The following is a 26,637-nucleotide window of genomic DNA, read 5'->3' on the forward strand; positions in this document are numbered from 1 at the left end:
AACTGCTGATTTCTTGCCGCGCTGCGGCTACAATCCCCCGCTTTTACTGCGCCATCAGGTGGCGTGGTGCTGACCTGAAATCAGACCGAGACACACTATGTTTACACCGGAACTTCTCTCCCCGGCCGGAACGCTGAAAAACATGCGTTACGCCTTTGCCTACGGCGCCGATGCGGTTTACGCCGGCCAGCCGCGCTACAGCCTGCGGGTACGCAACAACGAGTTCAACCACGAGAATCTGGCGCAGGGCATCAACGAAGCGCATGCGCTGGGCAAAAAATTCTACGTGGTGGTGAACATCGCCCCGCACAACGCCAAGCTGAAAACCTTCTTGCGCGATCTGAAGCCGGTTATCGATATGGGCCCGGATGCGCTGATCATGTCCGATCCTGGCCTTATCATGATGGTGCGCGAAGCCTTCCCGCAGATGGACATCCACCTGTCGGTGCAGGCCAATGCCGTTAACTGGGCGACGGTGAAGTTCTGGAAGCAAATGGGCCTGACCCGCGTGATCCTGTCGCGCGAACTGTCGCTGGAAGAGATTGCCGAGATCCGCGCCGAAGTGCCGGACATGGAGCTGGAGATCTTCGTCCACGGCGCGCTGTGCATGGCCTACTCCGGCCGCTGCCTGCTGTCCGGCTACATCAACAAACGCGATCCCAATCAGGGTACCTGCACCAATGCCTGCCGCTGGCAGTACAAGGCGGAGGAAGGCAAAGAGGACGACACCGGCAATATCGTGCACCTGCACGAACCGATCCCGGTGCAGACCGTCGAGCCGACGCTGGGCATCGGCGCGCCGACCGACAAGGTGTTCATGCTGTCTGAAGCGCAAAAGCCAGGTGAATATATGAGCGCCTTCGAAGACGAACACGGCACCTATATCATGAACTCCAAGGATCTGCGCGCCATCCAGCACGTGGAGCGTCTGACGCAGCTCGGCGTGCATTCGCTGAAGATCGAAGGGCGCACCAAGTCCTTCTACTACTGCGCCCGCACCGCCCAGGTCTACCGCCGCGCCATCGACGACGCCGTTGCCGGCAAACCGTTCGATCCGACCCTGCTCACCACGCTGGAAGGCCTGGCGCACCGCGGCTATACCGAAGGCTTCCTGCGCCGCCACGTGCACGAAGCTCAGCAGAATTACGAATACGGCTCTTCGCTCTCCGAGCGCCAGCAGTTCGTCGGCGAGTTCACCGGCGTGCGCCGCGAAGGCTGGGCGGAAGTCGACGTGAAGAATAAATTCTCACTCGGCGACAGCGTCGAGATGATGACGCCAGGCGGCAACGTGCTGTTCACCCTCGAAAGCATGCAAAATAAGAAAGGCGAGCCGATTGAGGTCGCGCCGGGCAACGGCCATATCGTTTATTTGCCGATCCCGCAGGATATTGATCTCAATTATGCATTGCTGATCCGCAATTTGGCGGAAGAAAATAGCGCCGGAGCCTAACAATCAATCGTCGCCATTCGGCGGCGATTTTTAGCAAATATTAGAATTGGATCACATCAATGTGCCCGCAGCTTGGTTACTATCACGCTGCTTAAAACGAACAACGAAAATATTTGCATAGCAATACTAGGAACCACCTCCTTAGCCGGCCCAATCTCCCTTGGGCTGGCTTTTTCTTTATGGGTCCGCCATTGCCGCCGGTGCGCCTATTTTTCATTACGTTTTCCCGTTATCCATTTTAATAAAAATAATAACGCCACATCGATATATAAATAACGCTATAGCGATTAATCCTGCCGCCATTAAAATTCCGCTTATTGTCAGGTTAAATTCAGATAAATTCGCATCGTCTTCATATTCACGGCACAATAGGAAATAACCGGAATTAGCTGAATATTCTGATGGCTTGGCGGCGTAGGCTGGTTTATCTTGAGGCATTCTTGGTTTTCCGCCGGAGGAGATCGGTAATGCCTCAACACTCACATGCAGCCGCCCTGCTTATTCTCAACGGCAAGGGCGCCGGCAACGAAGAACTGCGTCAGGCGGTCACACGGCTGCGCGAAGAGCAAATCACGCTGTACGTGCGCGTAACCTGGGAGCACGGCGACGCCGCGCGCTACGTCGCGGAAGCTGCACAACTCGGCGTCGGCACCGTCGTCGCCGGCGGCGGTGACGGCACCATCAACGAAGTGGCCGCCGCGCTGGTGCAGCTGCCGGCGCATAACCGGCCGGCGCTGGGCATTCTGCCGCTCGGCACCGCCAACGACTTCGCCATGGCGTGCAATATCCCCCCATCCCCCGAACTGGCGCTGCAGCTGGCGATCAAGGGCCGCTCGGTGCCGATCGATCTGGCGAAGGTCAACGGCGAGCGCTACTTCATCAACATGGCCACCGGCGGCTTCGGCACCCGCATCACCACCGAGACACCGGAGAAGTTGAAGGCGGCCTTGGGCGGCGTGTCCTACTTCGTGCACGGCTTGCTGCGCATGGATACGCTGCAGGCCGACCGCTGTGAAATCCGCGGGCCGGACTTCCGCTGGGCCGGCGAAGCATTGGTGATCGGCATCGGCAACGGCAAGCAGGCCGGCGGCGGCCAGGAACTGTGCCCCAGCGCGCTGATCAACGACGGCCTGCTGCAGCTGCGCCTGCTGATCGCCGATGAACTGCTGCCGGCGCTGGTCGCCGCCCTGTTCAACGACGAAGAGAGCAACAGCATCCTCAGCGCGGCGCTGCCGTGGCTCGAGATCGACGCGCCGCATGAGATGACCTTCAACCTCGACGGCGAACCGCTCAAAGGCCGCCATTTCCGCATCGAAGTGTTGCCGCAGGCCATCGAATGCCGCCTGCCGCCTAACTGCGCCCTGCTGGGCTGACCTTGTCGGGCGCAGCCGCTGCGCCCCACTTCTTCCCCTCCGTTCATCCGCTTCCACTCGCGATCAAATGTGATCCTCTCCGGCAAATTCATCAATTCATACTTGTATGGTAGTTAGTTCATGACGTATTTTCGCGCTATCTCTCCGCAGCTACAGGATGTGAAGGTTATGAAAATCGTCAACGCCGAGGTGTTCGTCACCTGCCCGGGGCGCAACTTTGTCACGCTGAAAATCACCACCGATGACGGCATCATCGGCCTCGGTGACGCCACGCTGAACGGGCGCGAATTGCCGGTGGCCTCTTACCTGAAAGATCACCTCTGCCCGCAGTTGATCGGCCGCGACGCGCAGCGGATCGAAGACCTCTGGCAATTCTTCTACAAAGGCGCTTACTGGCGGCGCGGCCCGGTGACCATGTCCGCCATTTCCGCCGTCGACATGGCGCTGTGGGACATCAAGGCCAAGGCCGCCAACATGCCGCTGTATCAGCTGTTGGGCGGCGCCTCACGTTCGGGAGTGATGGTGTATTGCCATACCACCGGCCACTCGATCGACGAGGTGCTCGACGACTACGCCAAACATAAAGAACAAGGCTTCAAGGCGATCCGCGTGCAATGCGGCGTGCCCGGCATGAAAACCACCTACGGCATGGCCAAGGGCAAAGGCCAGGCCTATGAGCCGGCCACCAAGGGTGACTGGCCGGAAGAGCAGCTGTGGTCGACGGAAAAATACCTCGATTTCACCCCCAAACTGTTCGACGCGGTGCGCAACAGGTTCGGCTTCAACGAGCACCTGCTGCACGACATGCACCACCGCCTGACGCCAATTGAAGCGGCGCGCTTTGGTAAAAGCGCCGAGCCGTATCGCCTGTTCTGGATGGAGGATCCGACGCCGGCGGAAAATCAGGCCTGTTTCCGCCTGATCCGCCAGCATACCGTCACGCCGATCGCCGTCGGCGAGGTGTTCAACAGCATCTGGGACTGCAAACAGCTGATCGAAGAACAGCTGATCGACTACATCCGCACCACCCTGACGCACGCGGGCGGCATTACCGGCATGCGGCGCATCGCCGACTTCGCCTCGCTGTATCAGGTGCGCACCGGTTCTCACGGCCCTTCCGATCTGTCGCCGATCTGCATGGCGGCGGCGCTGCACTTCGATCTGTGGGTGCCAAACTTCGGCGTGCAGGAATACATGGGCTATTCCGAGCAAATGCTCGAGGTGTTCCCGCACAGCTGGACGTTCGACGACGGCTATATGCATCCGGGCGACAAGCCGGGCATCGGCATCGAGTTCGATGAGAAGCTGGCGGCCCGTTACCCCTATGAACCGGCCTACCTGCCGGTCGCGCGTCTGGAGGATGGCACCTTATGGAACTGGTAAACACCATGCGCAGCGTCGTGATCGAACAGCCTGGGCGCCTGGCGCTGCAGACGCGTGCGCTGCCACAGCCGGCGGCCGGCGAGGTGCGGGTCAAGGTGAAATTCGCCGGCATCTGCGGCTCCGACGTCCATATCTATCACGGCCATAACCCGTTCGCCCGCTACCCGCGGGTGATCGGCCACGAGTTCTTCGGCCTGATCGATGCGCTGGGCGAAGGCGTCGATCCGGCGCGCCTCGGCGAACGCGTCTCGGTAGACCCGGTGGTGAGCTGCGGCCACTGCTATCCCTGTTCGGTCGGCCGCCCCAACGTCTGCACCTCGCTGCAGGTGATCGGCGTGCACCGCGACGGCGGCTTCAGCGACTACGCCTGCGTGCCGGCACGCAACGCCTATCCGGTTCCGGCCGCCATCAGCGATCGCCACGCCGCGATGATCGAACCCTTCACTATCGCCGCCAACATTACCGCCCATCTGCAACCACGCCCCGACGACATCGCGCTGATCTACGGCGCCGGGCCGATGGGGCTCACGGTGATCCAGACGCTGAAAGGCGTGTACGGCGTCAAGCAGGTGTGGGTCGTCGATCGCATCGCCGAACGGCTGGACATGGCACGCGCCAACGGTGCCGACGAAGTATTCAACAACGCCGAGGCCGCATTGCCGCAGGCGCTGCAGCAGCGCGGCGTTCAGCCGACGCTGATCGTCGATGCCGCCTGCCACCCCGCCATTTTGCCGGAGGCGATCGCGCTGGCTTCGCCGGCGGCGCGCATCGGCATCATGGGCTTTTCCGGCGACGCTTGCACCCTGACCCAGCAGAGCATCACCAGCAAGGAGCTGTCGATCTTCTCCTCGCGCCTGAACAGCGCGCGCTTCCCACAGGTGATCGCCTGGATGGCGGACGGCAAGCTAGACCCGCAGCGGCTACTCACCCACTGCGTGCCCGCCGGCGACGTCGAACGGGCAATGCAGATGTTCGAGCGGGATCAGCGCACCTGCTGCAAGGTACTGCTGCAGTTCGAGTAACGTCACGGCAGCATCGGGGCATGGGGCGGCACCCGCCGCCCGTGCAAACAACGAAGCATCACGATTAAAACGACACCCAGTGGAGTGCTTTATGTTTAAAAACCTGCGTTGGACCATCGTGTTCCTGCTGTTCATGGTCTACATGATCAACTACCTCGATCGCGTGGCGCTGTCGATCACCGTGCCGATGATCGAACAGGATCTGATGCTGAACGCCGAACAGTTCGGCCTGATCTTCGGCAGCTTCTTCTTAGGCTACGCCATCTTCAACTTCGTCGGCGGGCTGGCGGTCGACCGCTTCGGCCCGACGCTGGTGCTGGGCGTGGCGGTCGGCCTGTGGTCCATCTTCTGCGGCATGACGGCGATCGCCACCGGCTTTTACTCAATGCTGATCCTGCGCGTCCTGTTCGGCATGGCCGAAGGGCCGATCTGCGCCTCGGCCAACAAGATGATCAACGGCTGGTTCCCGAAGAAACAGGCGGCGACCGCTATGGGCCTGCTCAGCGCCGGTTCACCGTTGGGCGGCGCGGTGGCCGGGCCGATCGTCGGCTATCTGGCGCTGGCGTTCGGCTGGCGGCCGGCGTTTATGATCATCTGCGCCATCGGCATCGTCTGGATGCTGGTGTGGTTCTTCGTGGTGGCGGATAACCCGGCGAAAAGCCAACGCGTCAGCAACGAAGAACGGGCGCTGATCGCACAGTTGAAACAGGAAAATCTCGGCGAGGAAAGCGCGCTGAGCGACGCCGCTCACGGGCTGGGTTACTACCTGAAGCAGCCGATCATTCTGGTCACCGCCTTCGCCTTCTTCTGCTACAACTACATTCTGTTCTTCTTCCTGAGCTGGTTCCCCTCGTATCTGGTGCAGGCGCACAACCTGAACATCAAAGAGATGAGCCTGACCACGATGATCCCGTGGATCGTCGGCTTCGTCGGGCTGGCGCTCGGGGGCTATATTTCCGACAAGATCTTCAACATCACCGGCAAATTGCTGCTGTCGCGCAAGATCGTGCTGGTCACCAGCCTGCTGGCGGCAGCGGTGTGCGTGGCGTTGGCGGGCACCGTCAGCAGCGTGGTGCCGGCGGTGATGCTGATGTCGGTGTCGATCTTCTTCCTCTACATTACCGGCGCTCTCTACTGGGCGATTATCCAGGACGTGGTGCATAAATCCCGGGTCGGCGGCGCCAGCGGGTTCATTCATTTGATCGGCAGCGTCTCCGGCATCATCGGGCCGATCGTCACCGGCTACATCGTGCAGAACACCGGCAAATTCGACAGCGCCTTTATGCTGGCGGGCGGCGTCGCCGCGCTGGGCGCGCTGCTGGTGCTGCTGGTGATCAAGGCGCCGCGCGCAACGGCGGGCGTGCAAATCTTAAAACCCTAACGCCAGACGGGGCGGCTTCGCCCCTTTGCTTACCTCTCCAGGGACATTGAACATGAGACTTTCCGACCACAGCGCGCTGCCGGCCGCCGTTATCTGGCCCGGCTACGCACGTGAGCGCGTGAAACCGCGCATGGCGCATATCGGCTTCGGCGCGTTTCACCGCGCGCACCAGGCGATGTACGCCGACAGGCTGGCCAGCGAGCACGGCAGTGACTGGGGCTACTGCGAAATCAGCATGCAGCACGGCCAGCAAAAGATCGCCGACCTACGGCAACAGGACCTGCTGTTCTCGGTGGCGGAGATGGACGACGACGGCTGGCGGGGCCGGGTCATCGGCGTGGTTCGCCAGGCGCTGCACTTGCAAACCGACGGGCTGGCGGCGGTGCTGGCGGCCCTGACACAGCCTGAGATCGCCATCGTCTCGCTGACCATCAGCGAAAAGGGCTATTGCTACCACCCCGCCAGCGGTCGGCTGATGGAGGAACACCCGGCGATCGCGCACGATATCGCCCACCCGGCACAGCCGCAGTCGGCGCCGGGGCTGCTGCTGGCGGCGCTGCGCCTGCGCCGTGAACGCGGGCTGCCGCCGTTCGCCGTGATGTCCTGCGATAACATGCCGGCTAACGGCCGGGTCACGCGCCAGGTGCTGGTCGAACTGGCGCAGCGGCAGGATCCGGCGTTGGCCGACTGGGTGCGTCAAGAGGTCGCCTTCCCTTCCACCATGGTGGATCGCATCGTGCCGGCGGTAACGCCGGAGGCCCGCCGGCAGTTGCGCACCTGGCTGGGCGGCGTCGAGGATGACGTCGGCGTGGCCTGCGAGCCGTTCAGCCAGTGGGTCATTGAGGACCGATTTCCTCAGGGGCGCCCGGCCTGGGAAAAGGCCGGCGCCGAACTGGTGAGCGACGTGCTGCCGTACGAGGAGATGAAGCTGCGCATGCTGAACGGCAGCCATTCCTTCCTCGCCTACCTCGGCTACCTGGCCGGTTATCAGCACGTCGGCGACTGTATGCAGGATGCGGATTTTGTCCGCGCCGCCCGTCACCTGATGCTGGCGGAACAGGCGCCGACCCTGCAGGTGCCGAACGTCGATTTGGCGCAGTATGCCGACTCGCTGCTGCAGCGTTACCGCAACCGCGCGCTGAAACACCGCACCGCGCAGATCGCCATGGACGGCACGCAGAAGCTGCCGCAGCGGCTGTTGGACGCGATCCGCTGGCATCTGGCGCGTGGCAGCCGCTTCGACTGCCTGGCGCTGGGCGTCGCCGGCTGGATGCGCTACGTCGGCGGCCGCGATGAACAAGGCGGGCCGATCGATATCAGCGATCCGCTGCGCGAGCGCCTCGCCGCGTTGGTCGCCGGCAGCGAGGAAGGCCGGCCCCGCGTCCTGGCGCTGCTGCAACTCGACAGCGTCTTCGGCCACGATCTGCCCGATTCGCCTGACTTCGTCCGCGCCGTCAGCCACGCTTATCATCAACTGCTGAGCCTGGGGGCCAAAGCCGCCGTCGCCGCTCTGCCGCTTACCGACCGGGAGGTTTCCGATGACCGTCACCACGCATAACGCCGTCAATACCGGCAATCAACCGCTGCTGCGGCGCGTCGCCAGCGCTTCCGCCATCGGCACCGCCGCCGAATATTATGATTTCTTCGCTTACGGCACCGCCGCGGTGCTGTTCTTCGGCCAGCTGTTTTTCCCCAGCGCCGATCCGCTGATCAGCACGCTGGCGGCCTTCGCCACCTACGCGGTCGGTTTCCTGGCGCGCCCGCTGGGCGGCATCGTGTTCGGCCACATCGGCGATAAGGTCGGCCGCAAGAAGGCGCTGGTGATCACCATCCTGATCGTCGGCCTCGGCACCTTCTGCATCGGCCTGCTGCCCACCTATGAGCAGATCGGCATCTGGGCGCCGCTCGCGCTGATCTTTATCCGCGTGCTGCAGGGCTTCGGCGTCGGCGGCGAACAGGCAGGCGCGGTGCTGATGACCGCCGAATATGCGCCGCCGCCCCAGCGTGGCTTCTACGCCAGTTGGGTGCAGATCGGCGCGCCCGCCGGTTTCCTGCTGCCGTCCGGGCTGTTCGCGCTGCTGACCGCCGTGCTGTCACCGGCGCAGATGCTGGACTGGGGCTGGCGCATTCCGTTCCTGCTCAGCCTGCTGCTGGTGCTGGTCGGGCTGTTTATTCGCCTGAGGATCGACGAATCGCCGGTGTTTACCCAGATCCGCGCCACCAAAGCGGTGGAGAGCCGGCCGGTGGTGGAAGTGGCCCGCCGCTATCCCGGCCTTATCGGCAAAGGGGTATGTGCCAAGCTGATCGAAGCCTGCGCCTTCGCCATGTTCACGGTGATCGTATTGGCCTACGGCAAGGCCAACCACCTCAACGAAACCATTCTGCTGGAGGCGATGATCGTGGCGGTGCTGCTGGAGATTTTCGCCATTCCGCTGATGGGCCGCCTCTCCGATCGGCTGGGGCGCAAACCGGTGTACATCGCCGGCGCGCTGCTGCAGGTGGTGTGCATCGTGCCGTTCTTTATGGCGATCAACCTCGATAGTTTCTGGGTGACGCAGATCGCCATGATCGTGGTGCTGACCTTCGGCCACAGCATGTGCTACGCGCCGCAGGCCTCCTACTTCCCGGAGCTGTTCCCCACCCGCGTGCGCTGCAGCGGCATCGCGCTGATCTGGCAGATCGGCTCGCTGATCGGCAGCGGCATTCTCGGGCTGTTGGCGGTGAAGATCCTGCAGGTGACCGGCGGCCACTACTACGGGCTGGCGGGGTACATGATGGTGCTGGGCGTGGTGTCGGCCATCGGCCTGAGCCTGATGCCGGAAACTGCGCCAGCGCGGCGCAAGCAGGAATATCAGGATTGGCATCACTGAGTTACCCTGCTCGGCGGGCGGATTTATCCCCCCGCCCTTAACCAATAATCTGCTAGTATGGTGGCATTCGAATTCCAGCCAGATGCCTGATTGTCGCCATGTCTGAAACGTACAGTCTCACCAACAACGTCCCGGTCAACCAGCAGATCTATCGCTTCCTGCGCAAGGATATCGTCGACTGCACCATCCCCCCCGGCACCCTGTTGTCCGAGAAAGAGATTTCCACCCGCTTTTGCGTTTCGCGCCAGCCGGTGCGCGAAGCCTTCATCAAGCTGGCGGAGGCCGGCCTGGTGCAGATCCTGCCGCAGCGCGGCACCTTCGTGATGAAGATTTCCGCCAAGCGCGTGGCCGACGGGCGCTTTATCCGTCAGGCGGTGGAATGCGCCATCGTGCGCCGCGCGGCCGAGCGCGCCACCCCGGCGCAGCTGATGACGCTGGAGCATAATCTGCACCGCCAGGCGCTGGCGGCGCAGAACGGGCAAACGCGCGAGTTTTTGGCGCTGGACGACGAATTCCACCAACTGCTGACCCAGTTTGCCGACTGCCCGCTGGCGTGGGAGACCATCGAAACCATCAAGGCCACCATGGATCGAGTGCGTTTCCTCAGCCTGAGCGAAGTCTCGCCGCCGGAGAGCCTGATCAAGCAGCACTACCGCATCTACGAGGCGCTGAAAGCGCGCGATGCCGAGGCGGCGGAGCGCGCCATCCACGATCACCTGCAGGAGATGATCTACTCCATCACCCCGATCGCCCTGCAGAACACCGAGTGGTTCGAGATCGAATAATCAATCGCTTAGCGCGCCGGGGGCGATCGCCCCCGCGTATTTGGCCACGCCAATGGCATTTCCTCTCAATCGCATCTATTGTTTGTCCTTGCCGGATCAAGTTCGGTAGCATCGCTTTACAGCTTCAATCACCGCTTTTTTACTGCGCCGGTGGTCAAAAACCCTTGCATTGCCGGTGTATGAAGAAGCTTAATCGGGAGTGAATCATGACTGATATTGTGCAGTTGCTAGGAAAGGAAGCGGAAGATCTGCTGCAACACCGCTGTACCACTATCCCCGCCGAGAATCTCTACCTGCCGGGCGACGACTTCGTCGACCGCGTAATGATCGATAACAACCGCCCCAACAGCGTGCTACGTTCGATGCAAACCCTGTTCAACCACGGCCGCCTGGCCGGCACCGGCTACCTGTCTATCCTGCCGGTCGATCAGGGCATAGAGCACTCCGCCGCCGCCTCGTTCGCCGCCAACCCGCTGTATTTCGATCCGAAGAACATCGTCGAGCTGGCGATTGAAGCCGGCTGTAACTGCGTCGCCTCCACCTACGGCGTGCTGGCGTCGGTATCGCGCCGCTACGCGCACAAGATCCCGTTCCTGGTCAAACTCAACCACAACGAAACGCTGAGCTACCCGACCCAGTACGACCAGACCCTGTACGCCAGCGTCGAGCAGGCGTTCAACATGGGCGCGGTGGCGGTCGGCGCCACCATTTACTTCGGCTCCGAGCAGTCGCGCCGCCAGATCGAAGAGATCTCGATCGCCTTCGAGCGCGCGCATGAGCTGGGCATGGTCACCGTGTTGTGGGCCTATCTGCGTAACCCGGCGTTCACCAAGGACGGCGTGGACTACCACTCCAGCGCCGATCTGACCGGCCAGGCTAACCACATCGCCGCCACCATCGGCGCCGACATCGTCAAACAGAAAATGGCGGAAAACAACGGCGGCTACCGCGCGGTGAAATTCGGCTATACCGACGATCGCGTCTACAACAAACTCACCACCGATCACCCTATCGATCTGGTGCGCTACCAGCTGGCCAACTGCTACATGGGCCGCGCCGGGCTGATCAACTCCGGTGGCGCCGCCGGTGAGAACGACCTGCAGGAATCGGTGCGCACCGCGGTGATCAACAAACGCGCCGGCGGCATGGGCCTGATCCTGGGGCGTAAAGCCTTCAAGAAATCGATGAAAGACGGCGTGGCGCTGATCAACGCCGTGCAAGACGCCTACCTGGACAAGAAGGTCACCATCGCCTGATGTGACAGACCGCCTGTCCCAAAGCCCGGCTCGCCGGGCTTTTTTGTGCATCGAGGGAGGTCTTGACAAGGAAATAATGCAACCGAATGTATTTTATAAGCAAAAATAAGAATTAGTTTTTATTTACTATCCTTGGGCTTTTTTTATTCCAAATATGCGAAAGAGAACGACATAAATCATTAAAGATTGAAAGTTAACCTTATCAAATTTCAAATTTCCCACCTTTTCCAAAAACACAAAAAGTTAGCGCATTAATAATTATTATAGTTCATTGTTATTTATGGACTTTTGACTAAATTTTACGCTAATTAATCCACACTTTTATGGTGGTGCTATCATGAAAGTCAATATTGTCATCATCTCCCTGCTCATCCTTTCGCTATCGTCTTGCTCGCTATTTAAATCTCCGGCCTCTAAGCATGAGTTGAAACCGGGAGAAACGTATTGGTTTGACTATGACTCAACAAGAAGCAGCGCCATTTATATTCCCGCAGACTCAAATATCAAGTACTGCGTGGCTCCCCCACCTGATGTCGCGCAGTCCGTTATTGCCGCGCTGAAAGCTGAAATGAGCACGGAACAAATTCAAAAAGTCAGTGGAGATGCAGGGTTCAGCACCGCCGTAGTCGATCTGGCTCGGCGCACCACCACGGTAAATTTTATCCGTGATACGTTGTATCGCGTCTGCGAAGCCAGGCTACAAGGCCCGCTCACCGCTACGGAAAAAGAAATTTTCCTGGCCGCGATAGCCGCCGCCAAAGATATGGCAATCGCTGAAAAAGACAAACAAAAGCAAGAGCTGGCCCAAACGGCCGAAAGAAACGGTGCTTCCGTACAGACAATACAAAAGATTCTCGAACAGTAACAGAAACAAGCTAACAACGGCGATTTCCGTATATCACCCTACCCAAAGCCCGGTTCGCCGGGCTTTTTTGTGCCCGTACCCCTAAACCCGACGCCGTCAACCTTCTCTTTCTTTCACCTTAAACTTTCAAAATAAAATATTTATCTTTCAAATTGTGATCTATTTAAAACAAATAGCCCACCAAAGTGACTACTGTAAGGCCCATGGCGACAGAGCCGCCGTTCGCTCCAGGCCATATCAGTCCATTACAGGAGAACATAATGATTGAGCTAATCACCCACGGCGCCGAGTGGTTTATCGGCCTGTTTCAGAAAGGCGGTGAAGTGTTTGTCGGCATGGTGACCGGCATTTTACCTTTGTTGATCAGCCTGTTGGTTATCATGAACGCGCTGATCAAATTTGTTGGCCAGGAACGTATCGAACGATTGGCGCAGCGCTGCGCGGGCAACCCCGTTTCGCGTTATCTGCTGCTGCCGCTAATTGGCACCTTTGTCTTCTGCAACCCGATGACCCTCAGCCTGGGGCGCTTCATGCCGGAGAAATACAAGCCGAGCTACTACGCGGCGGCCTCCTACAGCTGCCACTCGATGAACGGCCTGTTTCCGCACATCAACCCCGGCGAACTGTTCGTTTATCTCGGCATCGCCAGCGGCCTGACCACCCTCGGTCTGCCGCTCGGCCCGCTGGCGGTGAGCTATTTCCTGGTGGGGCTGTTCACCAACTTCTTCCGCGGCTGGGTCACCGATCTGACCACCAGCCTGTTTGAACGCAAGATGGGCATCCGTCTGGATCGCCAGGTGCAACTTTAATTCGTGGAGTGCAGCATGAGTGCTTATATCCGTATTGAAAAAGGCGCCAGCGGCTGGGGCGGCCCCCTGGAATTGCCGATCGAACCCGGTAAAAAAGTGGTGTACATCACCGCCGGCACCCGACCTTCCATCGTCGATCGCCTCAGCGAATTGACCGGCTGGCCGGCCGTCGACGGCTTCAAAGAGGGCGAGCCGCCGGCGGAAGAGATCGGCGTGGCGGTGATAGACTGCGGCGGCACCCTGCGCTGCGGCCTGTACCCGAAACGCCGCATTCCGACAGTCAACATCCACGCCACCGGCCAGTCCGGCCCGCTGGCGCAGTTTATCCTCGAAGACATCTATGTCTCCGGCGTGCGTGACCACAACATCAGCCGAATCGAAGCGGCAGATAGCCAACCCGCCGCCGCCGTTGCAGCGCCGCCCAAGGCGCGCGACTACGACACCAGCAAGAAAATCACCGAGCAAAGCGACGGGCTGTTGGCGAAGGTCGGCATGGGCATGGGATCGGTGGTGGCGGTGTTCTTCCAGGCCGGGCGCGACACCATCGACACCGTGCTGAAGACCATCCTGCCGTTTATGGCGTTCGTCTCGGCCTTGATCGGCATCATCATGGCCTCCGGCCTCGGGGACTTTATCGCTCACGGCCTGACGCCGCTGGCCAATAGCCCGATCGGCCTGGTAACGCTGGCGCTGATCTGCTCATTCCCGCTGCTGTCGCCGTTCCTCGGCCCCGGCGCGGTCATCGCCCAGGTGATCGGCGTGCTGGTCGGGGTGCAGATCGGCCTCGGCCATATTCCGCCGCAGCTGGCGCTGCCCGCACTGTTCGCCATCAACGCGCAGGCCGCCTGCGACTTCATTCCGGTCGGCCTGTCGCTGGCGGAAGCCAAGCAGGACACCGTGCGAGTCGGCGTGCCCTCGGTGCTGGTCGGCCGCTTCCTGACCGGCGCGCCGACGGTGTTGATCGCCTGGGCCGCCTCGGCCTTCATTTATCAATAATTTGATTCACAGGGAGACATTTATGCACACCATTTTTCATACCACCATCACACAGATCGGCGGCTGCGCCCGCGACGCGTTGCTGGACAACATGCTGATCACTTTCCGTGAAGGCGCGCCGGCGGATATCGAAGAGTTCTGCTTCATCCACCGCCACGGTGCGACCGCCGGCGAGCTGCAGGTCGGCGGCGTGATGGAGCTGGCGCAGCAGCGCTACGCCATCACCGCCGTCGGCAGCGTCGCCACGCAGAATCTGCGCGAACTGGGCCACATCACCGTGCGCTTCGACGGCGAAGCCGAAGCCGAATTCCCCGGATCGATCCACGTATCCGGCCCGACGCCGACCGATATCCCGTTGGGCAGCACGCTGTCATTTATCGCATAAGGAGTAGACCATGTCTGAAGTAGCTGTAGTGATTGGCGGCGGCCAAACGTTAGGCGCCTTTTTGTCCCACGGGCTGGCGCAGGCCGGTTATCGGGTGGCGGTGGCCGATCTGAACGCCGACAATGCCAATCGAGTGGCACAGCAGATCAACGAAGCGTTTGGCGCAGGCAGCGCCTGCGGTTTTCAGGCCGACGCCACCGACGAACAGAGCGTGATCGCGCTGGCGGCGGCGGTTGACCGGGCATTCGGCCAGGCCAACCTGCTGGTGTACAGCGCCGGCATCGCCAAGGCGGCGCCGATCACCGACTTCCCGCTGGGCGACTTCGACCGCTCGCTGCAGGTGAACCTGGTGGGCTATTTCCTCTGCGCCCGCGAGTTCTCGCGCCTGATGATCCGCGACGGCATCGCTGGGCGCATCATTCAGATCAACTCCAAGTCCGGCAAGGTCGGCAGCAAGCACAACTCCGGCTACAGCGCCGCCAAGTTCGGCGGCGTGGGGCTGACGCAGTCGCTGGCGCTCGATCTGGCGGAGTACGGCATCACCGTGCATTCGCTGATGCTCGGCAACCTGCTGAAGTCGCCGATGTTCCAGTCGCTGCTGCCGCAATACGCGCAAAAACTGGGCATCGCACCGGAGCAAGTGGAGCAGTACTACATCGACAAGGTGCCGCTGAAACGCGGTTGCGACTATCAGGACGTGCTGAACACCCTGCTGTTCTACGCCAGCGAGAAGGCCTCTTACTGCACCGGCCAGTCGATCAACATCACCGGCGGCCAGGTGATGTTCTGACGCCACCGACGCCCCCTTCCGCGGAAGGGGGCCTAAGGAGAACCCCATGACACAAGCTCTGATCGCCTTCGCACTGCTGGCCTGGCTGCTGCAAATCGCCTTCGGCTGGTGGCAACTGCAGCGCTTCAACCGCGCCTTCGACGGCCTGTGCCAACTGGGCGCCGTCGGCGTCGGCCGTTCCGGCGGCCGTTTCCGCCCGCGGGTGGTGCTGGCGCTGGCCTTCGATGCCGATCGGCGGGTGTGCGGCAGCCTGTTGCTGCGCGGCCTGACCGTTTTCGCCCGGCCCCACCCGCTGCCTCGATTACACGGTTTGCATCAGCGGGATTTGCGCCCGGATGTGATCTTCCCCGAGGATCGCGCATGCCAGTCTGCACTATCGTTAGCGATTGAACCCAAATCGTGATATTTTCACATTAAAAGGCATTACCTTTCATAGTGAATTATTCAGCGAGGGGAAATGCCCCCCTCTTGTGAACGGGAATCGCGATGAAACCAAAGCAGCGGCAGGCCGCTATCCTTGAATATCTGCAGCGGCATGGCAAAACGGCAGTGGACGCCCTGGCCGAGCATTTCTCCACCACCGGCACCACCATCCGCAAGGATCTCACCCTGCTGGAAGACGAAGGCGAGGTGATCCGCACCTACGGCGGCGTGGTGCTCAGCCGCGACGACGGCGATCAGCCGATCGACCGCAAAACCCATATCAATACCGAGAAAAAACGCCACATCGCCAGCGCCGCCGTGGCGTTGATCGCCGACGGCGACTCGCTGATCTTCGACGCCGGCAGCACGGTGCTGCAGATGGTGCCGCACCTGGCGCAGTTCAATAACATCACGGTGATGACCAACAGCCTGACCATCGTCAACGCGCTGGTGGAGCTGGACAACGATCAGACCATCCTGATGCCAGGCGGCACCTACCGCAAAAAATCGGCCTCGTTCCACGGCAGCCTGGCCGAATCGGCGTTTCAGCAGTTCAGCTTCGACAAACTGTTTATCGGCGCGGACGGCGTCGATCTCAACGCCGGCGTCACCACTTTCAACGAAGTGCACAACGTCAGCAAAGCGATGTGCGAAGCCGCCGGCCGCATTATTCTGTTGGTCGACTCCTCGAAATTCGGCCGCAAGAGCCCGAACGTGGTGTGCGAACTCAGCGCCGTCGACACGCTGATCACCGACCGAGACATCAACCCCGATTACCTCGCCGCCCTGCAGGCGAAAGGCATCAATATCCTTCTGGTAGGAGACCCCGATGAGTAACGCCAACGCCCTGCTCGCCTTCGCCCGCGAAACGCTGGAGATCGAGCTGACCGAAGCGCAGCGCCTGCTGGCGCGCCTGGACGACAACTTTGTCTGCGCCTGCGAACTGCTGCTGAACTGCCGTGGCAAAGCGGTGATTTCCGGCATCGGCAAGTCCGGCCATATCGGCAAGAAGATCGCCGCGTCGCTGGCCAGCACCGGCACGCCGTCGTTCTTCGTGCACCCGGCGGAGGCGCTGCACGGCGATCTCGGCATGATCGGCGCCGACGACGTGGTGGTGTTCATCTCCTACTCCGGCCGCGCCAAAGAGCTGGACCTGATCCTGCCGCTGCTGGCGGAGAACGGTATTCCGGTGATCGCCGTTACCGGCGGCAAAGAGTCGCCGCTGGCGCAGGCCGCGGCCTGCGTGTTGGATATCGGCGTCGAGCGAGAAGCCTGCCCAATGGGGCTGGCGCCCACCTCCAGCGCGGTCAACACCCTGATGATGGGCGATGCCCTGGCGATGGCGCTGATGCGCCAGCGCGGTTTCAACGCGGAAGACTTCGCCCGCTCGCACCCGGGCGGCAGTCTGGGCGCGCGCCTGCTGAACCGCGTGCATCACCTGATGCGCACCGGCGATCGCCTGCCGCGCGTGAGCGAAAGCGCCAACGTGATGGAAGCGATGCTGGAACTGAGCCGCACCGGGCTCGGGTTGGTGGCGGTCTGCGACGCGCAGCAGCGGGTGGTGGGCGTATTTACCGACGGCGACCTGCGCCGCTGGCTGGTGAAGGGCAACAGCCTGCAGGATCCGCTCAGCCCGGCGATCACCCGCCCCGGCTATCGGCTGCCGGAGCAGTGGCGCGCCGGCGAGGCGCTGGAAGCGCTGCACGAACAGCACATCAGCGCGGCCCCGGTGGTCGATATGGACGGCGTGTTGGTGGGGGCGCTCAACCTGCACGATCTGCATCAGGCCGGCATCGGCTGATCAACGCCGGGGGCGTCATCACAGGCGCCCCCGGTCAGATCATTTCCAATCGGGATTGTTCTCGAACTGCTGCTTCAGCAGCGCTTTCATGTCGTCATTCGGCTTGCCTAGCCACTGGTACTTGGCGTATTTCTTCGGATGATCGACGGCTTCCGGCCGATCTTCCACCGCGACCCGCACGCCCCAGGCCTGAGATTTATCCGCGCTGAACGCCACGATCAAAAAGTTGTTGCCGCAGTCGTGCGGCTTGCACAGGTTGCCGACCAGATACTCTTTGCCCTTCCAGCTCAGGTTCTGCGCCGGCGTAGAGGTGCCGACGCCCTTGCGCGCCCAGCCCGGCATCCGCGCCTGGCCTTTCACCATGTTTTGCCAGCTGGCCTGATACCCCGGCTGCTGAATTAAATCCGACGTGGTGACGATCTGCTGGGCAAAGCTGCCCGCGCTGAAGCTGAGCAGTGCGCCGAAGAGGGCGCAACGCAGCGCCTGGTGTCCCGTCATAGTCCTTCTCCCTAGGTTAAATCAGGTTTCGCCCGTCAAACCGGGCCTGAACTAGTCAGACCACGGTTGCGGCAAAAAGTTGACTCACCACCAGGCGTGAAAATGATGCACCGGCCCGATGCCGTGCCCCACTTCCAGGGTGTCCGCCTGTTGCAGCGCGTGTTGCAGGTAGTCCTTGGCGGCGGCCACCGTGGCCGCCCAGTCAGCATGGCGCGGGCGCAGCGCCGCCAGCGCGGCCGAGAGCGTGCAACCGGTGCCGTGGGTGTGGCGGGTGGCGACGCGCGGCGCGGTAAAGCGCTGCTCGCCTTCTGCGGTAAACAGCCAGTCCGGGCTCTCACTTTCGCTCAGGTGGCCGCCCTTCATCAGCACCGCTCGGCAGCCCATCGCCAGCAACGCCCGTCCCTGCTCACGCATCTGCGCTTCATCTTCCGCCGGCGCGCACGCCAGCAGCGCCGCCGCTTCTGGCAGGTTCGGCGTAATGATCGACACCAGCGGCAACAGCTCGCGCCGAATAGACGCTACCGCCTCCGGCGCCAGCAACGGATCGCCGCTTTTCGCCAGCATCACGGTGTCCAGCACCACGAATTCCGGCCGGTAATGGCGCAGCCGTTCGGCCACCGCCTGCACGATGTCAGCGTTGGCCAGCATGCCGATCTTGACGCTGTCGATGCGCACGTCGCTGAATACCGAGTCCAGCTGCGCGGCGACGAACGCCGGATCGATGTAATACACCGACTGCACGCCGCGGGTATTCTGCGCCACCAGCGCGGTGATCACCGAGGTGCCGTAGGCGCCGAGCGCCGAGAAAGCTTTCAAATCGGCCTGAATGCCGGCGCCGCCGCTGGGATCGGTGCCGGCGATGGTCAGCGCGTTAATGCGTTTCATCACAGATCCTCCCCGCGCAGTTGATACAGCGCGTCGAGGAACGCCGGCGTAAAGCTGCCCGGCCCGGCGGCCTGCCTGGCCGCGAGGCCGCCGCAGTGGGACATCACCCGGCAAGCCGTCGCCACGTTGTCCAGGCGATCGCCCGGCAGGGCGCAAAACGCCGCCGCCACCGCCGACAGCGCGCAGCCGGTGCCCACCACCCGCGTCATCAGCGGGGAACCGCCTTCGATCGCCCAGTCGCGCTGGCCGTCGGTGACGTAATCCACCGCGCCGGTGACCGCGACTACCGCGCCGCTGCGCCGCGCCAGCTCACGCGCGGCGGGCAATGCCGCCAGCGAATCGTCGCCACTGTCCACGCCGCGGCCGCTGGCCAGCAACCCGCTGAGCGCCATGATTTCCGAAGCGTTGCCGCGTATCGCCGCCGGTTTCTCGTCCAGCAGCTGTTTGGCGAAGGCGGTGCGGTAGGAGAGCGCACCGACCGCCACCGGATCCAGCGTCCAGGGCTTGCCGGCCCGATTGGCGGCGGCCACCGCCGCCCGCATCGATTCGGCACGCAGCGCGTTGAGGGTGCCGACGTTGATCAGCAGGCCGTCGGCCAGCGCGCTGAACTGCGCCGCCTCTTGCGGCTCCACCACCATCGCCGGGGAAGCGCCGAGCGCCAGCAACACGTTGGCGGTCAGCGATTGCACCACTTCGTTAGTCAGGCAGTGGATCAGCGGAGGGCGCTGTTGGAATTGGGTCAGACAGGCCGCGGCGCGCGCGCCGGGTAGTGCATCAGGTCGAGCGATCATATTCCTCCCAACCGGCGTTCAAGAAGGCGGCGCCGGCTGGGCGGCCGTGACTTCCCTACGCTGGCATTATCCAGATCAGGTAATACGGGTATTTCTCAGCCTTCACGTAGAAGGGCACCCCGAGTCATGAAAATCAATAGGTTGTGATCAACGTTGCGTTAATCCCTGCAGGGGATCATGCCAGCGGCGGCGCGGACAAACAAGCGAATAAATTGACTCGCGCCTAAGCGATGTTTCCCTCTTTTCCCGCCAGATACAGGCTCAGCACGCCGGGCAGCTCCGCCAGCGTGAACGCCACGCTCTGCGGCGCCGTCTTGAAGATATGGTGCAGCGTACCGGCCACCAGGCTTTGCAACAGCCGGGTTTGCTGCAGGATCTCCGCTTCGGCGGTCTCGGGGCGGCGCAGCTGCAACACGCTAGCGATCAGCGTCAGGAAGCTGGACTTTTCATCCGGCAGGTTCATTTCGCGCATCACCGGCAGGTAGTCGGCATGCTCACGCAGGTACTGCGCATAGGGTGAAAACAGCCGCTGGATCACCGCTTCAGCGGAGAGGCGCCGCCACTCATCGTCACTGGCCAACGCCATGTCGCGCACCAGCGCCTCAATCGACTCGGTATGCCGATCTGCCAGCGCCTTGATCACCGCGTGGCGATCGGGAAAAAAGTGATACATCGAACCGATGGAGGTTTTGGCGTGCTTGGCGAGCCGCTGCATGCTGAGCGCCGCCAGGCCGTCCTGCGCCACGATCGCCGCCGCCGAATCCAGAATGGTTTGTACGCGTTGCCGCCCTCTTTCCTGCTGTGGCTCTCGCCCGGTGATGTTTTCGTCGATTTGCATATTCGTTTCTGCCCGCTGTCATCAACGCATTATACCCATTTGCCGCTACGAAGGCAGGGCGACACAAAAAACTAGATTAATCCCTCTAGTTTAGAGTAGAGTATTTATTCTAGTTTACCCTGACGCAAGCGTGGGGAAGACAAACAGTGACCTCACTCACTGAAAAAGAGTCATTTCATTCGGCCCGTCGCCCAAGCCAATCGTCAGAGAATGCCCTATGCCCGACAAAAAACTGCTTATCACCTGCCTGACCGCGCTGTTGCTCACCGGGTGCTCGCCGGCACCGTCGATAGTGGTGTTCGGCGCTTCGTTCCCCGACTGGCTGTTTTGCCTGTGCGGCGGCGTGGCGGGTATGGTGGCGATCCACCTGCTGCTGCGCACCCCGGAAAAACGCGCCTGGCTGGCGCCGCAGCTGCTGACGTATCCGGCGCTGACCGCGCTGATCGCCATGCTGATCTGGTTACTGGTTTTCCCCCACTGAGACTGACGCCATGACCCAACCACACCCCCCAAACCGGCGCAGACTGCTGGTGCTTACCATCCTGGCGTTGACATTCATCGTGGCCGCCGTCGTCGTCTGGCGGGTGGAAAACGCCCCCAGTACCGACGATGCTTACGCCTATGCCGACACCATCGACGTGGTGCCGGAGGTGAACGGTCGCATCGTCGAGATGCCGATCCGCGACAACCAGGAAGTGCGGCAAGGCGATCTGCTGTTCCGCATCGATCCGCGCCCTTACCAGGACGCGCTGGCGGCCAGCGAAGCGCGCCTGATCACGCTGAATGAACAGATCAAGCTGACGCAGCGTTCGGTCAACGCACAGCAGTACAACGCCGAATCGATGAACGCCATCGTCAAACGCTCACAGGCGCTGGTGGCGCAGGCGGCCGACACCCTTAACCGCCGGCAAAAGCTGCTCGGCAAGAACTACGTTTCGGCGGAAGAAGTGGAAACCGCCCGCACCTCCCAGCGCTCGGCGCAGGCGGAATTGCAGGCCGCATTGCTGCAGGCGAAACAGGCGGAAGCCGCCGTCAGCGGCGTCGAAGCCCTGGTCGCACAGCGCGCCGAAGTGCAGGCCGACATCGCCATCGCCAAACTGAACCTGGAGTTCACCGAGGTGAGAGCGCCGTTCGACGGCCGCATCGCCTCCCTGAAAACCACCGTCGGCCAATATGCCTCCAGCGCCAAACCGGTGTTCACGCTGATCGACACCCGCCACTGGTACGTGGTCGCCAACTTCCGCGAAACCGACCTGAAAGGCGTGCATCCCGGCGTGCCGGCCACGCTGTATTTAATGAGCGACGCCGGCCAGACCTTCAGCGGCAAGGTGGAATCGATCAGCTACGGCGTGCAGCCCGACGACGGCGGCACCGTGCTGGGCGGGCTACCCAACGTGTCGCGCAACATCAACTGGGTACACGTTTCGCAGCGCTTCCCGGTCAAGATCGCGGTCGAGGCCCCCAACCCGGCGCTGTTCCGCGTGGGCGCTTCGGCGGTGGCCAAGCTGAACCTGCGCCATGAAGAATAAAACGATGTCTCGCGGCTGGCTGTCCCCGTTGATCGACGAGCTGCGCCCTTCGGACAGCCGCATCAACCTGATGATCCGTGCTCTGCTCTCCAGCGCGATCGCCATCGTGATCTCGCAGACGCTGCAGGTGCCGTGGCTGGCGCTGTCGCTGATCGCTGTCTTCTTTATCACGCAGTCCAATATCGTTATCACCCGCACGATCGGCATCCTGTTTTTCGTCAGCTCCACGCTGGCCATCGGCGCCGCTATCCTGGTACTGAAGTTCACCTACGACTACCCGATACTGCGCATCCTGCTCTCCAGCGCGCTGTTTTTCCTCAGCGTGTTCCTGATGCGGGTGACCAAGGTTGGGGTACTGTTCTTCCTGATGGCGCTGGTGGTGATCTACACGCAAAGCTTTGTCGATCTCACTCCGCAGGCGGAAGTGGTGATACGGCTGGTGCTGTGGGTATGGGTGGCGATCAATTACGCCATCCTGCTCACCCTGATCGTCAATACCCTGCTGCTGCCGGCCGAACCGCTGAAGCAGCTAAAGGGCCGGATGAACGCGGTGTTGGACGAAACCCGCGCTATGTTGGCCAATGGCGGCGAGACGCGCGATCTGAGCGCCATCTCGCAGCACGCCACCGAGCTGCATAAGCTGCTGCGCTTTTCGGTGATGCGCAGCGATCGCTGCCGCGCCAGCGAGCCCGCTTATCTGGCGCTGATCACCCTGGTGTTGCAGCTGAATATTCTGGCCTATCAGCTGCCGCCGGCTTTCGGCGCGGCCGCGCGTCAATTGGCGCAAGAGATAGACGCCGCCTGCCGCGCGCTGCAAACCGCGATCAGCCACGACAGCGCGCTGCGATTTTCCGTCGCGATCGCTGGCAGCGACGATCCGCAGGTGCCGGCGCCGCTCAATGAAATGGCCGGCCTCCTGCAGGTCTACACCAACCGCAGCGACTACGCCGACGCCCTGCAGGCCGCGCCACCGCCAAAAGTGCCCTTCTTTACCCCCGATGCCCTGACCAACCCGGTTTACATCCAGTTTTCGTTGAAAACGCTGCTGACCGTGCTGGTCGCCTACGTGTTTTATACCGCCGTCGATTGGCCCGGCATTCATACCATCATGCTGAGCTGCCTGATCGTGGCCCAGCCCAGCCTTGGCGCCACACAGCGGCGGGCGCGGCTGCGTCTCGGCGGCGCGGCGATCGGCAGTCTGCTGGCGCTGATCTCGGTGGTGTGGATCATGCCTCACCTCGACAGCCTCGTCGGCTTACTGCTGCTGACGCTGCCGGTGATCGCCCTCTCCGCCTGGATCGCCGCCGGCTCCGAGAAGATAAGCTATGCAGGGGTACAGATCCTGTTCACCTTTTCCCTGGCGCTGCTGGAAAGCTTTGGCCCGGTCACCGAGCTGACCGAGATCCGCGATCGCCTGATCGGCATCGTGCTGGGGGTAGGGTTCGCCACTTTCATTCACGCCACGCTGTGGCCGGAATACGAAGGGGAGTCGCTGCGGCAGCAGGTTGCCAACGTGCTGCGGGAACTGGCGCGCTTCCTCGGCGGCGAGAACACAAACGCCATCGGCATCTGGCAAAAGATCGAGGGCTGCGAAGCGGTGGTGGCCCGGGTGACGCTGGAGCCTACCTGGCAGTTGGCAGATGATAACCATGAAAGCTTCACCCGGCACATCCAACTGATCTTTAACCAGACGCGCAGCCTGTTGCTGACCAGCGAAAAGCTCAACACCTATCTGGCAGGCGGCGGCGCGGCGCTGTCCGTGCACGAACGCCAGGCGCTGATCGAGGTGCAACGCCAGGGCGGGCGCGTTCTCGCCGAGTATGCGGCGCAGCTTGCCAGCGCGCCGCAAGCGCTGCGGACGCCCGACTTTCATCCACCGCTGGCCGCCCTGCATGCCGACACCGTGCGCCACCTGGCTCAGGAGTTGAGCGACGGGCTCAATCGCCTGCCCGCCTGGGGCGACGCCTAGCATTTTCCGTTTGTGGCCGTGCACGCCCGGTGCAATGCGCTATAGTGAGCACAAACCACCGGGAGATGCCATGCAGATAAGACCCTACCAAGAGACCGATCGCCCCTTCCTGCGCACGCTGTACCTGGCGTCGCGCAAGGCGGCGTTCGGCTGGCGCGATACCTCAAACTATCAGTTGGAAGATTTCGACGGCGCGACGCTGGGCGAAGCGATTTGGGTGGCGGAAGACGGCGGCACGCTGCTGGGATTCGTCTCCGTCTACCGCGAAGATAACTTCATTCATAACCTGTATGTCGATCCCCATCAGCCGCCGCGCGGCGTCGGCAGTGCGCTACTGCAGGCAGCGCAAGCCACCTTCACCGCCACCGGCTCGCTGAAATGCCTGGTGAAGAATGAAAATGCGCTGGCGTTCTACCGCAAACACGGTTGGCGCATCATCTCTACCGGTAACGACGGCGAAGAAGATTATTACCTGATGCATTCGCCGGCCCGCTAGCCCTTACCCGCCGCATCCGGCATGCCGCGCAGCGTCAGCCGCCAAAACAGCAGCGCGCTCAGGCTGACGCCCGCCCCCAGCCAGCAGACGCCGCTCCACCCCGCCCAGGCGTACATATGGGTGCCGGCAAAGGCGCCCAGCCCGCTGCCGACGGCGTAAAACAGCATGTAGCAGCCCACTAGCCGGCTGTGCGACTGCGGGTGCGCGCTGAAGATCATGCTCTGGTTCAGCACGTGGATCGCCTGGCCCGCCAGATCCAGCAGCACGATGCCCGCCACCAGCCAAACCAGGCCGCTGCCGAGCAAACCAAGCGGCAGCCAGGCCAGCGTCAACAGCAGCAGACACACGCCGCTGGCCGCCTGCCCCAGCCCGCGATCCGCCAGATGCCCGGCGCGCACCGCCGCCAGCGCGCCCACCGCGCCGACCAGGCCGAACGCCCCCACCGCGGCATGGCTGAAGTTGAACGGCGCCTGGCTCAGCGGCAACACCAGCGAACTCCAAAAGAGGCTGAAAGCGCCGAACATCAGCAGCGCCAGCATGCCGCGAATTTGCAGTGTGCGGTCATGCAGCAACAGGCTCAGCATCGAACGCAGCAGCGCGGGATAACTCAGCGTGCTGGGAGTGGTGTGCGGCGCAGGCAGCAGCCGCGACAGGATCGGCAGCAATACCAGCGTCACTCCGGCAGAGAAGAAATACACCGTGCGCCAACCGCCAACGTCCGCCAACGCGCCGGACAGAGTGCGCGCCAGCAGCAATCCCAGCACCACTCCGCCCTGCGCCGCACCAACCACCCGCCCGCGCTCCTGCGGCGCCGCCAGGGCTGCGGCGTAAGCGATCAGCCCCTGCGTCATGGCGGTGCCCAATAAGCCTACCAGCAACATCCCTACCAGCAGCCAGGGCGCGCTGTGCGCCCAGCCCACCAATAGCAGCGCGCCGATCAGCCCCAGCTGTTGTCCCGCCAGCAACCGATGCCGGTTCAACCGATCCCCCAGCGGCACCACCAACAGCAACGCCAGCGCGCAGCCCAACTGAGTCACGGTGATCACCATGCCAACCGCCGCCAGGCTGATGGAAAAATCACGGGCGATGGCGTCCAGCAACGGCTGCGCATAATAAACGTTGGCCACGCTGAAGGCGCTGGCGGCAGCCAGCAGCAGCACCAGGGTGGCCGGCAGGCGCCCTAGCGCCGCACAGGGGGGATCCAGCAGTTTGTCGCTCATTACACACCTCAATCTGGTTTCATTATTAAACCCAATGAACTTTAGGCGCAGAGGTTTTATAATGCAACCAAAATGTGCAGCTGGAGATAACCGCCGTGAAACGTAAAAGCCTGGAAGACGCGCCGTGCCCGGTGGCGCGCACGCTGGATGTGATTGGCGACTGGTGGTCGCTGCTGATCGTGCGCGACGCCTTCGACGGCGTCACCCGCTTTAGCGAATTTCAAAAAGGGCTGGGGATGGCGAAGAACATCCTTGCCACCCGCCTGCGCGCGCTGGTGACGCACGGCGTGCTGGAGATCGTGCCCGCCGCAGACGGCAGCGCCTATCAGGAATATGTGCTGACCGAGAAAGGCCGCGGGCTGTTTCCGGTGATCGTCGGCCTACGCCAGTGGGGGGAAGATCATCTGTTCGCCGAGGGAGAAGCGCACTCAACGCTGGTGGAAAGCGACAGCGGCCGCCCCGTCCCGCGCCTGACGCCGATCGGCAGCGCCGGGCAAACGCTCACCCCGCTGAATACCCGGGTGGTGAAGGTGGAGGAACGGTGATGAGAGTTAGTGGCGGTGCCCGCAGCTCACCCGCTGAAAAACCTGGCGGATAAAGAGCCATTCCAGACACCCGGCCAGCAGATAAACCGCGCCAAAAACGAGCGCACCAAACCATTCCGTACCGTTAAAATGGAAAAACCCACTGGCGTCAATCAGCCAAGCGGTTTGATTCTGGTTTAGCCTGGGTACAGGAAAAAGCTTTATTGTCAGCACAGCCAGCCCAACAACAGCCAATGCGTTAGCGAGCAACAGGGCAAGTTTTTTCATAGCCTTTCAT

Annotated in this window: 29 protein-coding genes and 1 riboswitch; of the genes, 22 read left to right on the forward strand and 7 right to left on the reverse strand. The window is 62.1% G+C overall.

Annotated features, from left to right (window positions below; translation table 11 throughout):
* The first annotated feature begins 97 nt into the window (after positions 1 to 97).
* Complete coding sequence (gene yegQ, locus GUC32_RS18420) at positions 98 to 1,450, forward strand: tRNA 5-hydroxyuridine modification protein YegQ (RefSeq protein ID WP_025303865.1); 1,353 nt, start codon at positions 98 to 100, stop codon at positions 1,448 to 1,450.
* 216 nt (positions 1,451 to 1,666) lie between these two features.
* Here the strand turns inward: yegQ and GUC32_RS18425 are convergent, their stop codons facing one another.
* Positions 1,667 to 1,888, reverse strand: coding sequence for a hypothetical protein (locus GUC32_RS18425; protein WP_141998673.1), 222 nt, complete (start codon positions 1,886 to 1,888; stop codon positions 1,667 to 1,669).
* Positions 1,889 to 1,917: 29 nt separating this feature from the next.
* On the opposite strand from GUC32_RS18425, the gene yegS reads away from it, so the two are divergent.
* The 16 genes from yegS to gutQ all read left to right on the forward strand — a co-directional run bounded on the left by yegS (position 1,918) and on the right by gutQ (position 17,589).
* Positions 1,918 to 2,823, forward strand: a complete 906-nt coding sequence (yegS, locus tag GUC32_RS18430; RefSeq protein ID WP_043137977.1) for a lipid kinase YegS — start codon at positions 1,918 to 1,920, stop codon at positions 2,821 to 2,823.
* Positions 2,824 to 2,991: 168 nt separating this feature from the next.
* Positions 2,992 to 4,206: a D-mannonate dehydratase ManD gene (manD, locus tag GUC32_RS18435; RefSeq protein WP_025303867.1), complete on the forward strand. Its 1,215-nt coding sequence runs from the start codon at positions 2,992 to 2,994 to the stop codon at positions 4,204 to 4,206.
* Between the two features lie 5 nt (positions 4,207 to 4,211).
* The gene (locus GUC32_RS18440; protein ID WP_164066269.1) at positions 4,212 to 5,228 is read left to right on the forward strand and encodes a Zn-dependent oxidoreductase; all 1,017 of its coding nucleotides are present in this window, start codon (positions 4,212 to 4,214) and stop codon (positions 5,226 to 5,228) included.
* Positions 5,229 to 5,319: 91 nt separating this feature from the next.
* The gene (locus tag GUC32_RS18445; RefSeq protein ID WP_319869991.1) at positions 5,320 to 6,609 is read left to right on the forward strand and encodes an MFS transporter; all 1,290 of its coding nucleotides are present in this window, start codon (positions 5,320 to 5,322) and stop codon (positions 6,607 to 6,609) included.
* Positions 6,610 to 6,661: 52 nt separating this feature from the next.
* Positions 6,662 to 8,167, forward strand: a complete 1,506-nt coding sequence (locus tag GUC32_RS18450) for a mannitol dehydrogenase family protein (protein WP_099816843.1) — start codon at positions 6,662 to 6,664, stop codon at positions 8,165 to 8,167.
* Positions 8,148 to 9,479 (forward strand): MFS transporter, encoded by a 1,332-nt coding sequence (locus GUC32_RS18455; RefSeq protein WP_060434399.1) that lies wholly within the window; start codon positions 8,148 to 8,150, stop codon positions 9,477 to 9,479. The genes GUC32_RS18450 and GUC32_RS18455 overlap by 20 nt, the downstream gene beginning before the upstream one ends.
* A gap of 98 nt (positions 9,480 to 9,577) precedes the next feature.
* The gene (locus GUC32_RS18460; RefSeq protein ID WP_025303872.1) at positions 9,578 to 10,264 is read left to right on the forward strand and encodes a GntR family transcriptional regulator; all 687 of its coding nucleotides are present in this window, start codon (positions 9,578 to 9,580) and stop codon (positions 10,262 to 10,264) included.
* Between the two features lie 206 nt (positions 10,265 to 10,470).
* Complete coding sequence (gene fbaB, locus GUC32_RS18465; protein ID WP_025303873.1) at positions 10,471 to 11,520, forward strand: class I fructose-bisphosphate aldolase; 1,050 nt, start codon at positions 10,471 to 10,473, stop codon at positions 11,518 to 11,520.
* A gap of 337 nt (positions 11,521 to 11,857) precedes the next feature.
* Positions 11,858 to 12,385 (forward strand): hypothetical protein, encoded by a 528-nt coding sequence (locus GUC32_RS18470; RefSeq protein ID WP_260516082.1) that lies wholly within the window; start codon positions 11,858 to 11,860, stop codon positions 12,383 to 12,385.
* Positions 12,386 to 12,645: 260 nt separating this feature from the next.
* Entirely contained in the window at positions 12,646 to 13,194 is a 549-nt protein-coding gene (locus GUC32_RS18475) for a PTS glucitol/sorbitol transporter subunit IIC (protein ID WP_004941528.1), read from the forward strand.
* A 15-nt stretch (positions 13,195 to 13,209) separates the two neighbouring features.
* The gene (locus tag GUC32_RS18480; protein WP_025303875.1) at positions 13,210 to 14,190 is read left to right on the forward strand and encodes a PTS glucitol/sorbitol transporter subunit IIB; all 981 of its coding nucleotides are present in this window, start codon (positions 13,210 to 13,212) and stop codon (positions 14,188 to 14,190) included.
* A 22-nt stretch (positions 14,191 to 14,212) separates the two neighbouring features.
* The gene (gene srlB / locus GUC32_RS18485; protein WP_004941520.1) at positions 14,213 to 14,575 is read left to right on the forward strand and encodes a PTS glucitol/sorbitol transporter subunit IIA; all 363 of its coding nucleotides are present in this window, start codon (positions 14,213 to 14,215) and stop codon (positions 14,573 to 14,575) included.
* Between the two features lie 10 nt (positions 14,576 to 14,585).
* Positions 14,586 to 15,365: a sorbitol-6-phosphate dehydrogenase gene (gene srlD / locus GUC32_RS18490; RefSeq protein ID WP_049204864.1), complete on the forward strand. Its 780-nt coding sequence runs from the start codon at positions 14,586 to 14,588 to the stop codon at positions 15,363 to 15,365.
* A 46-nt stretch (positions 15,366 to 15,411) separates the two neighbouring features.
* The gene (gene gutM / locus GUC32_RS18495) at positions 15,412 to 15,768 is read left to right on the forward strand and encodes a transcriptional regulator GutM (RefSeq protein WP_025303877.1); all 357 of its coding nucleotides are present in this window, start codon (positions 15,412 to 15,414) and stop codon (positions 15,766 to 15,768) included.
* An 83-nt stretch (positions 15,769 to 15,851) separates the two neighbouring features.
* Positions 15,852 to 16,625 carry a DNA-binding transcriptional repressor gene (locus GUC32_RS18500; protein ID WP_025303878.1) on the forward strand — a complete coding sequence of 258 codons (774 nt, stop codon included), beginning with the start codon at positions 15,852 to 15,854 and terminating at the stop codon, positions 16,623 to 16,625.
* Entirely contained in the window at positions 16,618 to 17,589 is a 972-nt protein-coding gene (gene gutQ / locus GUC32_RS18505; RefSeq protein ID WP_016926691.1) for an arabinose-5-phosphate isomerase GutQ, read from the forward strand. Before GUC32_RS18500 ends, gutQ begins: the two co-directional genes overlap by 8 nt.
* 39 nt (positions 17,590 to 17,628) lie before the next feature.
* Here the strand turns inward: gutQ and GUC32_RS18510 are convergent, their stop codons facing one another.
* From GUC32_RS18510 to GUC32_RS18525, 4 genes are all read right to left on the reverse strand, one after another.
* Positions 17,629 to 18,087: an inhibitor of vertebrate lysozyme family protein gene (locus tag GUC32_RS18510; protein WP_060434395.1), complete on the reverse strand. Its 459-nt coding sequence runs from the start codon at positions 18,085 to 18,087 to the stop codon at positions 17,629 to 17,631.
* 84 nt (positions 18,088 to 18,171) lie between these two features.
* Entirely contained in the window at positions 18,172 to 18,972 is an 801-nt protein-coding gene (thiD, locus tag GUC32_RS18515) for a bifunctional hydroxymethylpyrimidine kinase/phosphomethylpyrimidine kinase (RefSeq protein WP_025303881.1), read from the reverse strand.
* Positions 18,972 to 19,763 carry a hydroxyethylthiazole kinase gene (gene thiM, locus GUC32_RS18520; protein WP_025303882.1) on the reverse strand — a complete coding sequence of 264 codons (792 nt, stop codon included), beginning with the start codon at positions 19,761 to 19,763 and terminating at the stop codon, positions 18,972 to 18,974. Before thiM ends, thiD begins: the two co-directional genes overlap by 1 nt.
* 35 nt (positions 19,764 to 19,798) lie before the next feature.
* A riboswitch (TPP riboswitch) is annotated at positions 19,799 to 19,895 on the reverse strand.
* Positions 19,896 to 19,986: 91 nt separating this feature from the next.
* The gene (locus GUC32_RS18525) at positions 19,987 to 20,601 is read right to left on the reverse strand and encodes a TetR/AcrR family transcriptional regulator (RefSeq protein ID WP_025303883.1); all 615 of its coding nucleotides are present in this window, start codon (positions 20,599 to 20,601) and stop codon (positions 19,987 to 19,989) included.
* Between the two features lie 217 nt (positions 20,602 to 20,818).
* On the opposite strand from GUC32_RS18525, the gene GUC32_RS18530 reads away from it, so the two are divergent.
* From GUC32_RS18530 to GUC32_RS18545, 4 genes are all read left to right on the forward strand, one after another.
* Complete coding sequence (locus GUC32_RS18530; protein ID WP_025303884.1) at positions 20,819 to 21,082, forward strand: YtcA family lipoprotein; 264 nt, start codon at positions 20,819 to 20,821, stop codon at positions 21,080 to 21,082.
* A 10-nt stretch (positions 21,083 to 21,092) separates the two neighbouring features.
* A complete protein-coding gene (gene mdtN, locus GUC32_RS18535) occupies positions 21,093 to 22,130 on the forward strand; it encodes a multidrug transporter subunit MdtN (protein ID WP_369435372.1) in 1,038 nt (345 codons plus the stop codon).
* A 4-nt stretch (positions 22,131 to 22,134) separates the two neighbouring features.
* Positions 22,135 to 24,099, forward strand: coding sequence for an FUSC family protein (locus GUC32_RS18540; RefSeq protein ID WP_369435373.1), 1,965 nt, complete (start codon positions 22,135 to 22,137; stop codon positions 24,097 to 24,099).
* A gap of 70 nt (positions 24,100 to 24,169) precedes the next feature.
* Positions 24,170 to 24,595 carry a GNAT family N-acetyltransferase gene (locus GUC32_RS18545; protein ID WP_043138029.1) on the forward strand — a complete coding sequence of 142 codons (426 nt, stop codon included), beginning with the start codon at positions 24,170 to 24,172 and terminating at the stop codon, positions 24,593 to 24,595.
* Here the strand turns inward: GUC32_RS18545 and GUC32_RS18550 are convergent.
* Complete coding sequence (locus GUC32_RS18550) at positions 24,592 to 25,815, reverse strand: MFS transporter (protein WP_369435374.1); 1,224 nt, start codon at positions 25,813 to 25,815, stop codon at positions 24,592 to 24,594. The two genes, GUC32_RS18545 and GUC32_RS18550, sit on opposite strands and share 4 nt — an antisense overlap.
* A 95-nt stretch (positions 25,816 to 25,910) precedes the next feature.
* Between GUC32_RS18550 and GUC32_RS18555 the strand changes: the two genes are divergently transcribed.
* Positions 25,911 to 26,360: a helix-turn-helix domain-containing protein gene (locus tag GUC32_RS18555; RefSeq protein ID WP_060434485.1), complete on the forward strand. Its 450-nt coding sequence runs from the start codon at positions 25,911 to 25,913 to the stop codon at positions 26,358 to 26,360.
* A gap of 6 nt (positions 26,361 to 26,366) precedes the next feature.
* On the opposite strand, the gene GUC32_RS18560 is transcribed toward GUC32_RS18555, so the two are convergent.
* Positions 26,367 to 26,627, reverse strand: coding sequence for a DUF1158 family protein (locus GUC32_RS18560; protein WP_060434382.1), 261 nt, complete (start codon positions 26,625 to 26,627; stop codon positions 26,367 to 26,369).
* Positions 26,628 to 26,637 lie beyond the last annotated feature (10 nt).

The sequence above is a fragment of the Serratia sp. NGAS9 genome (assembly GCF_009905295.1).
GTDB classification, from domain to species: Bacteria; Pseudomonadota; Gammaproteobacteria; order Enterobacterales; family Enterobacteriaceae; genus Serratia; species Serratia bockelmannii.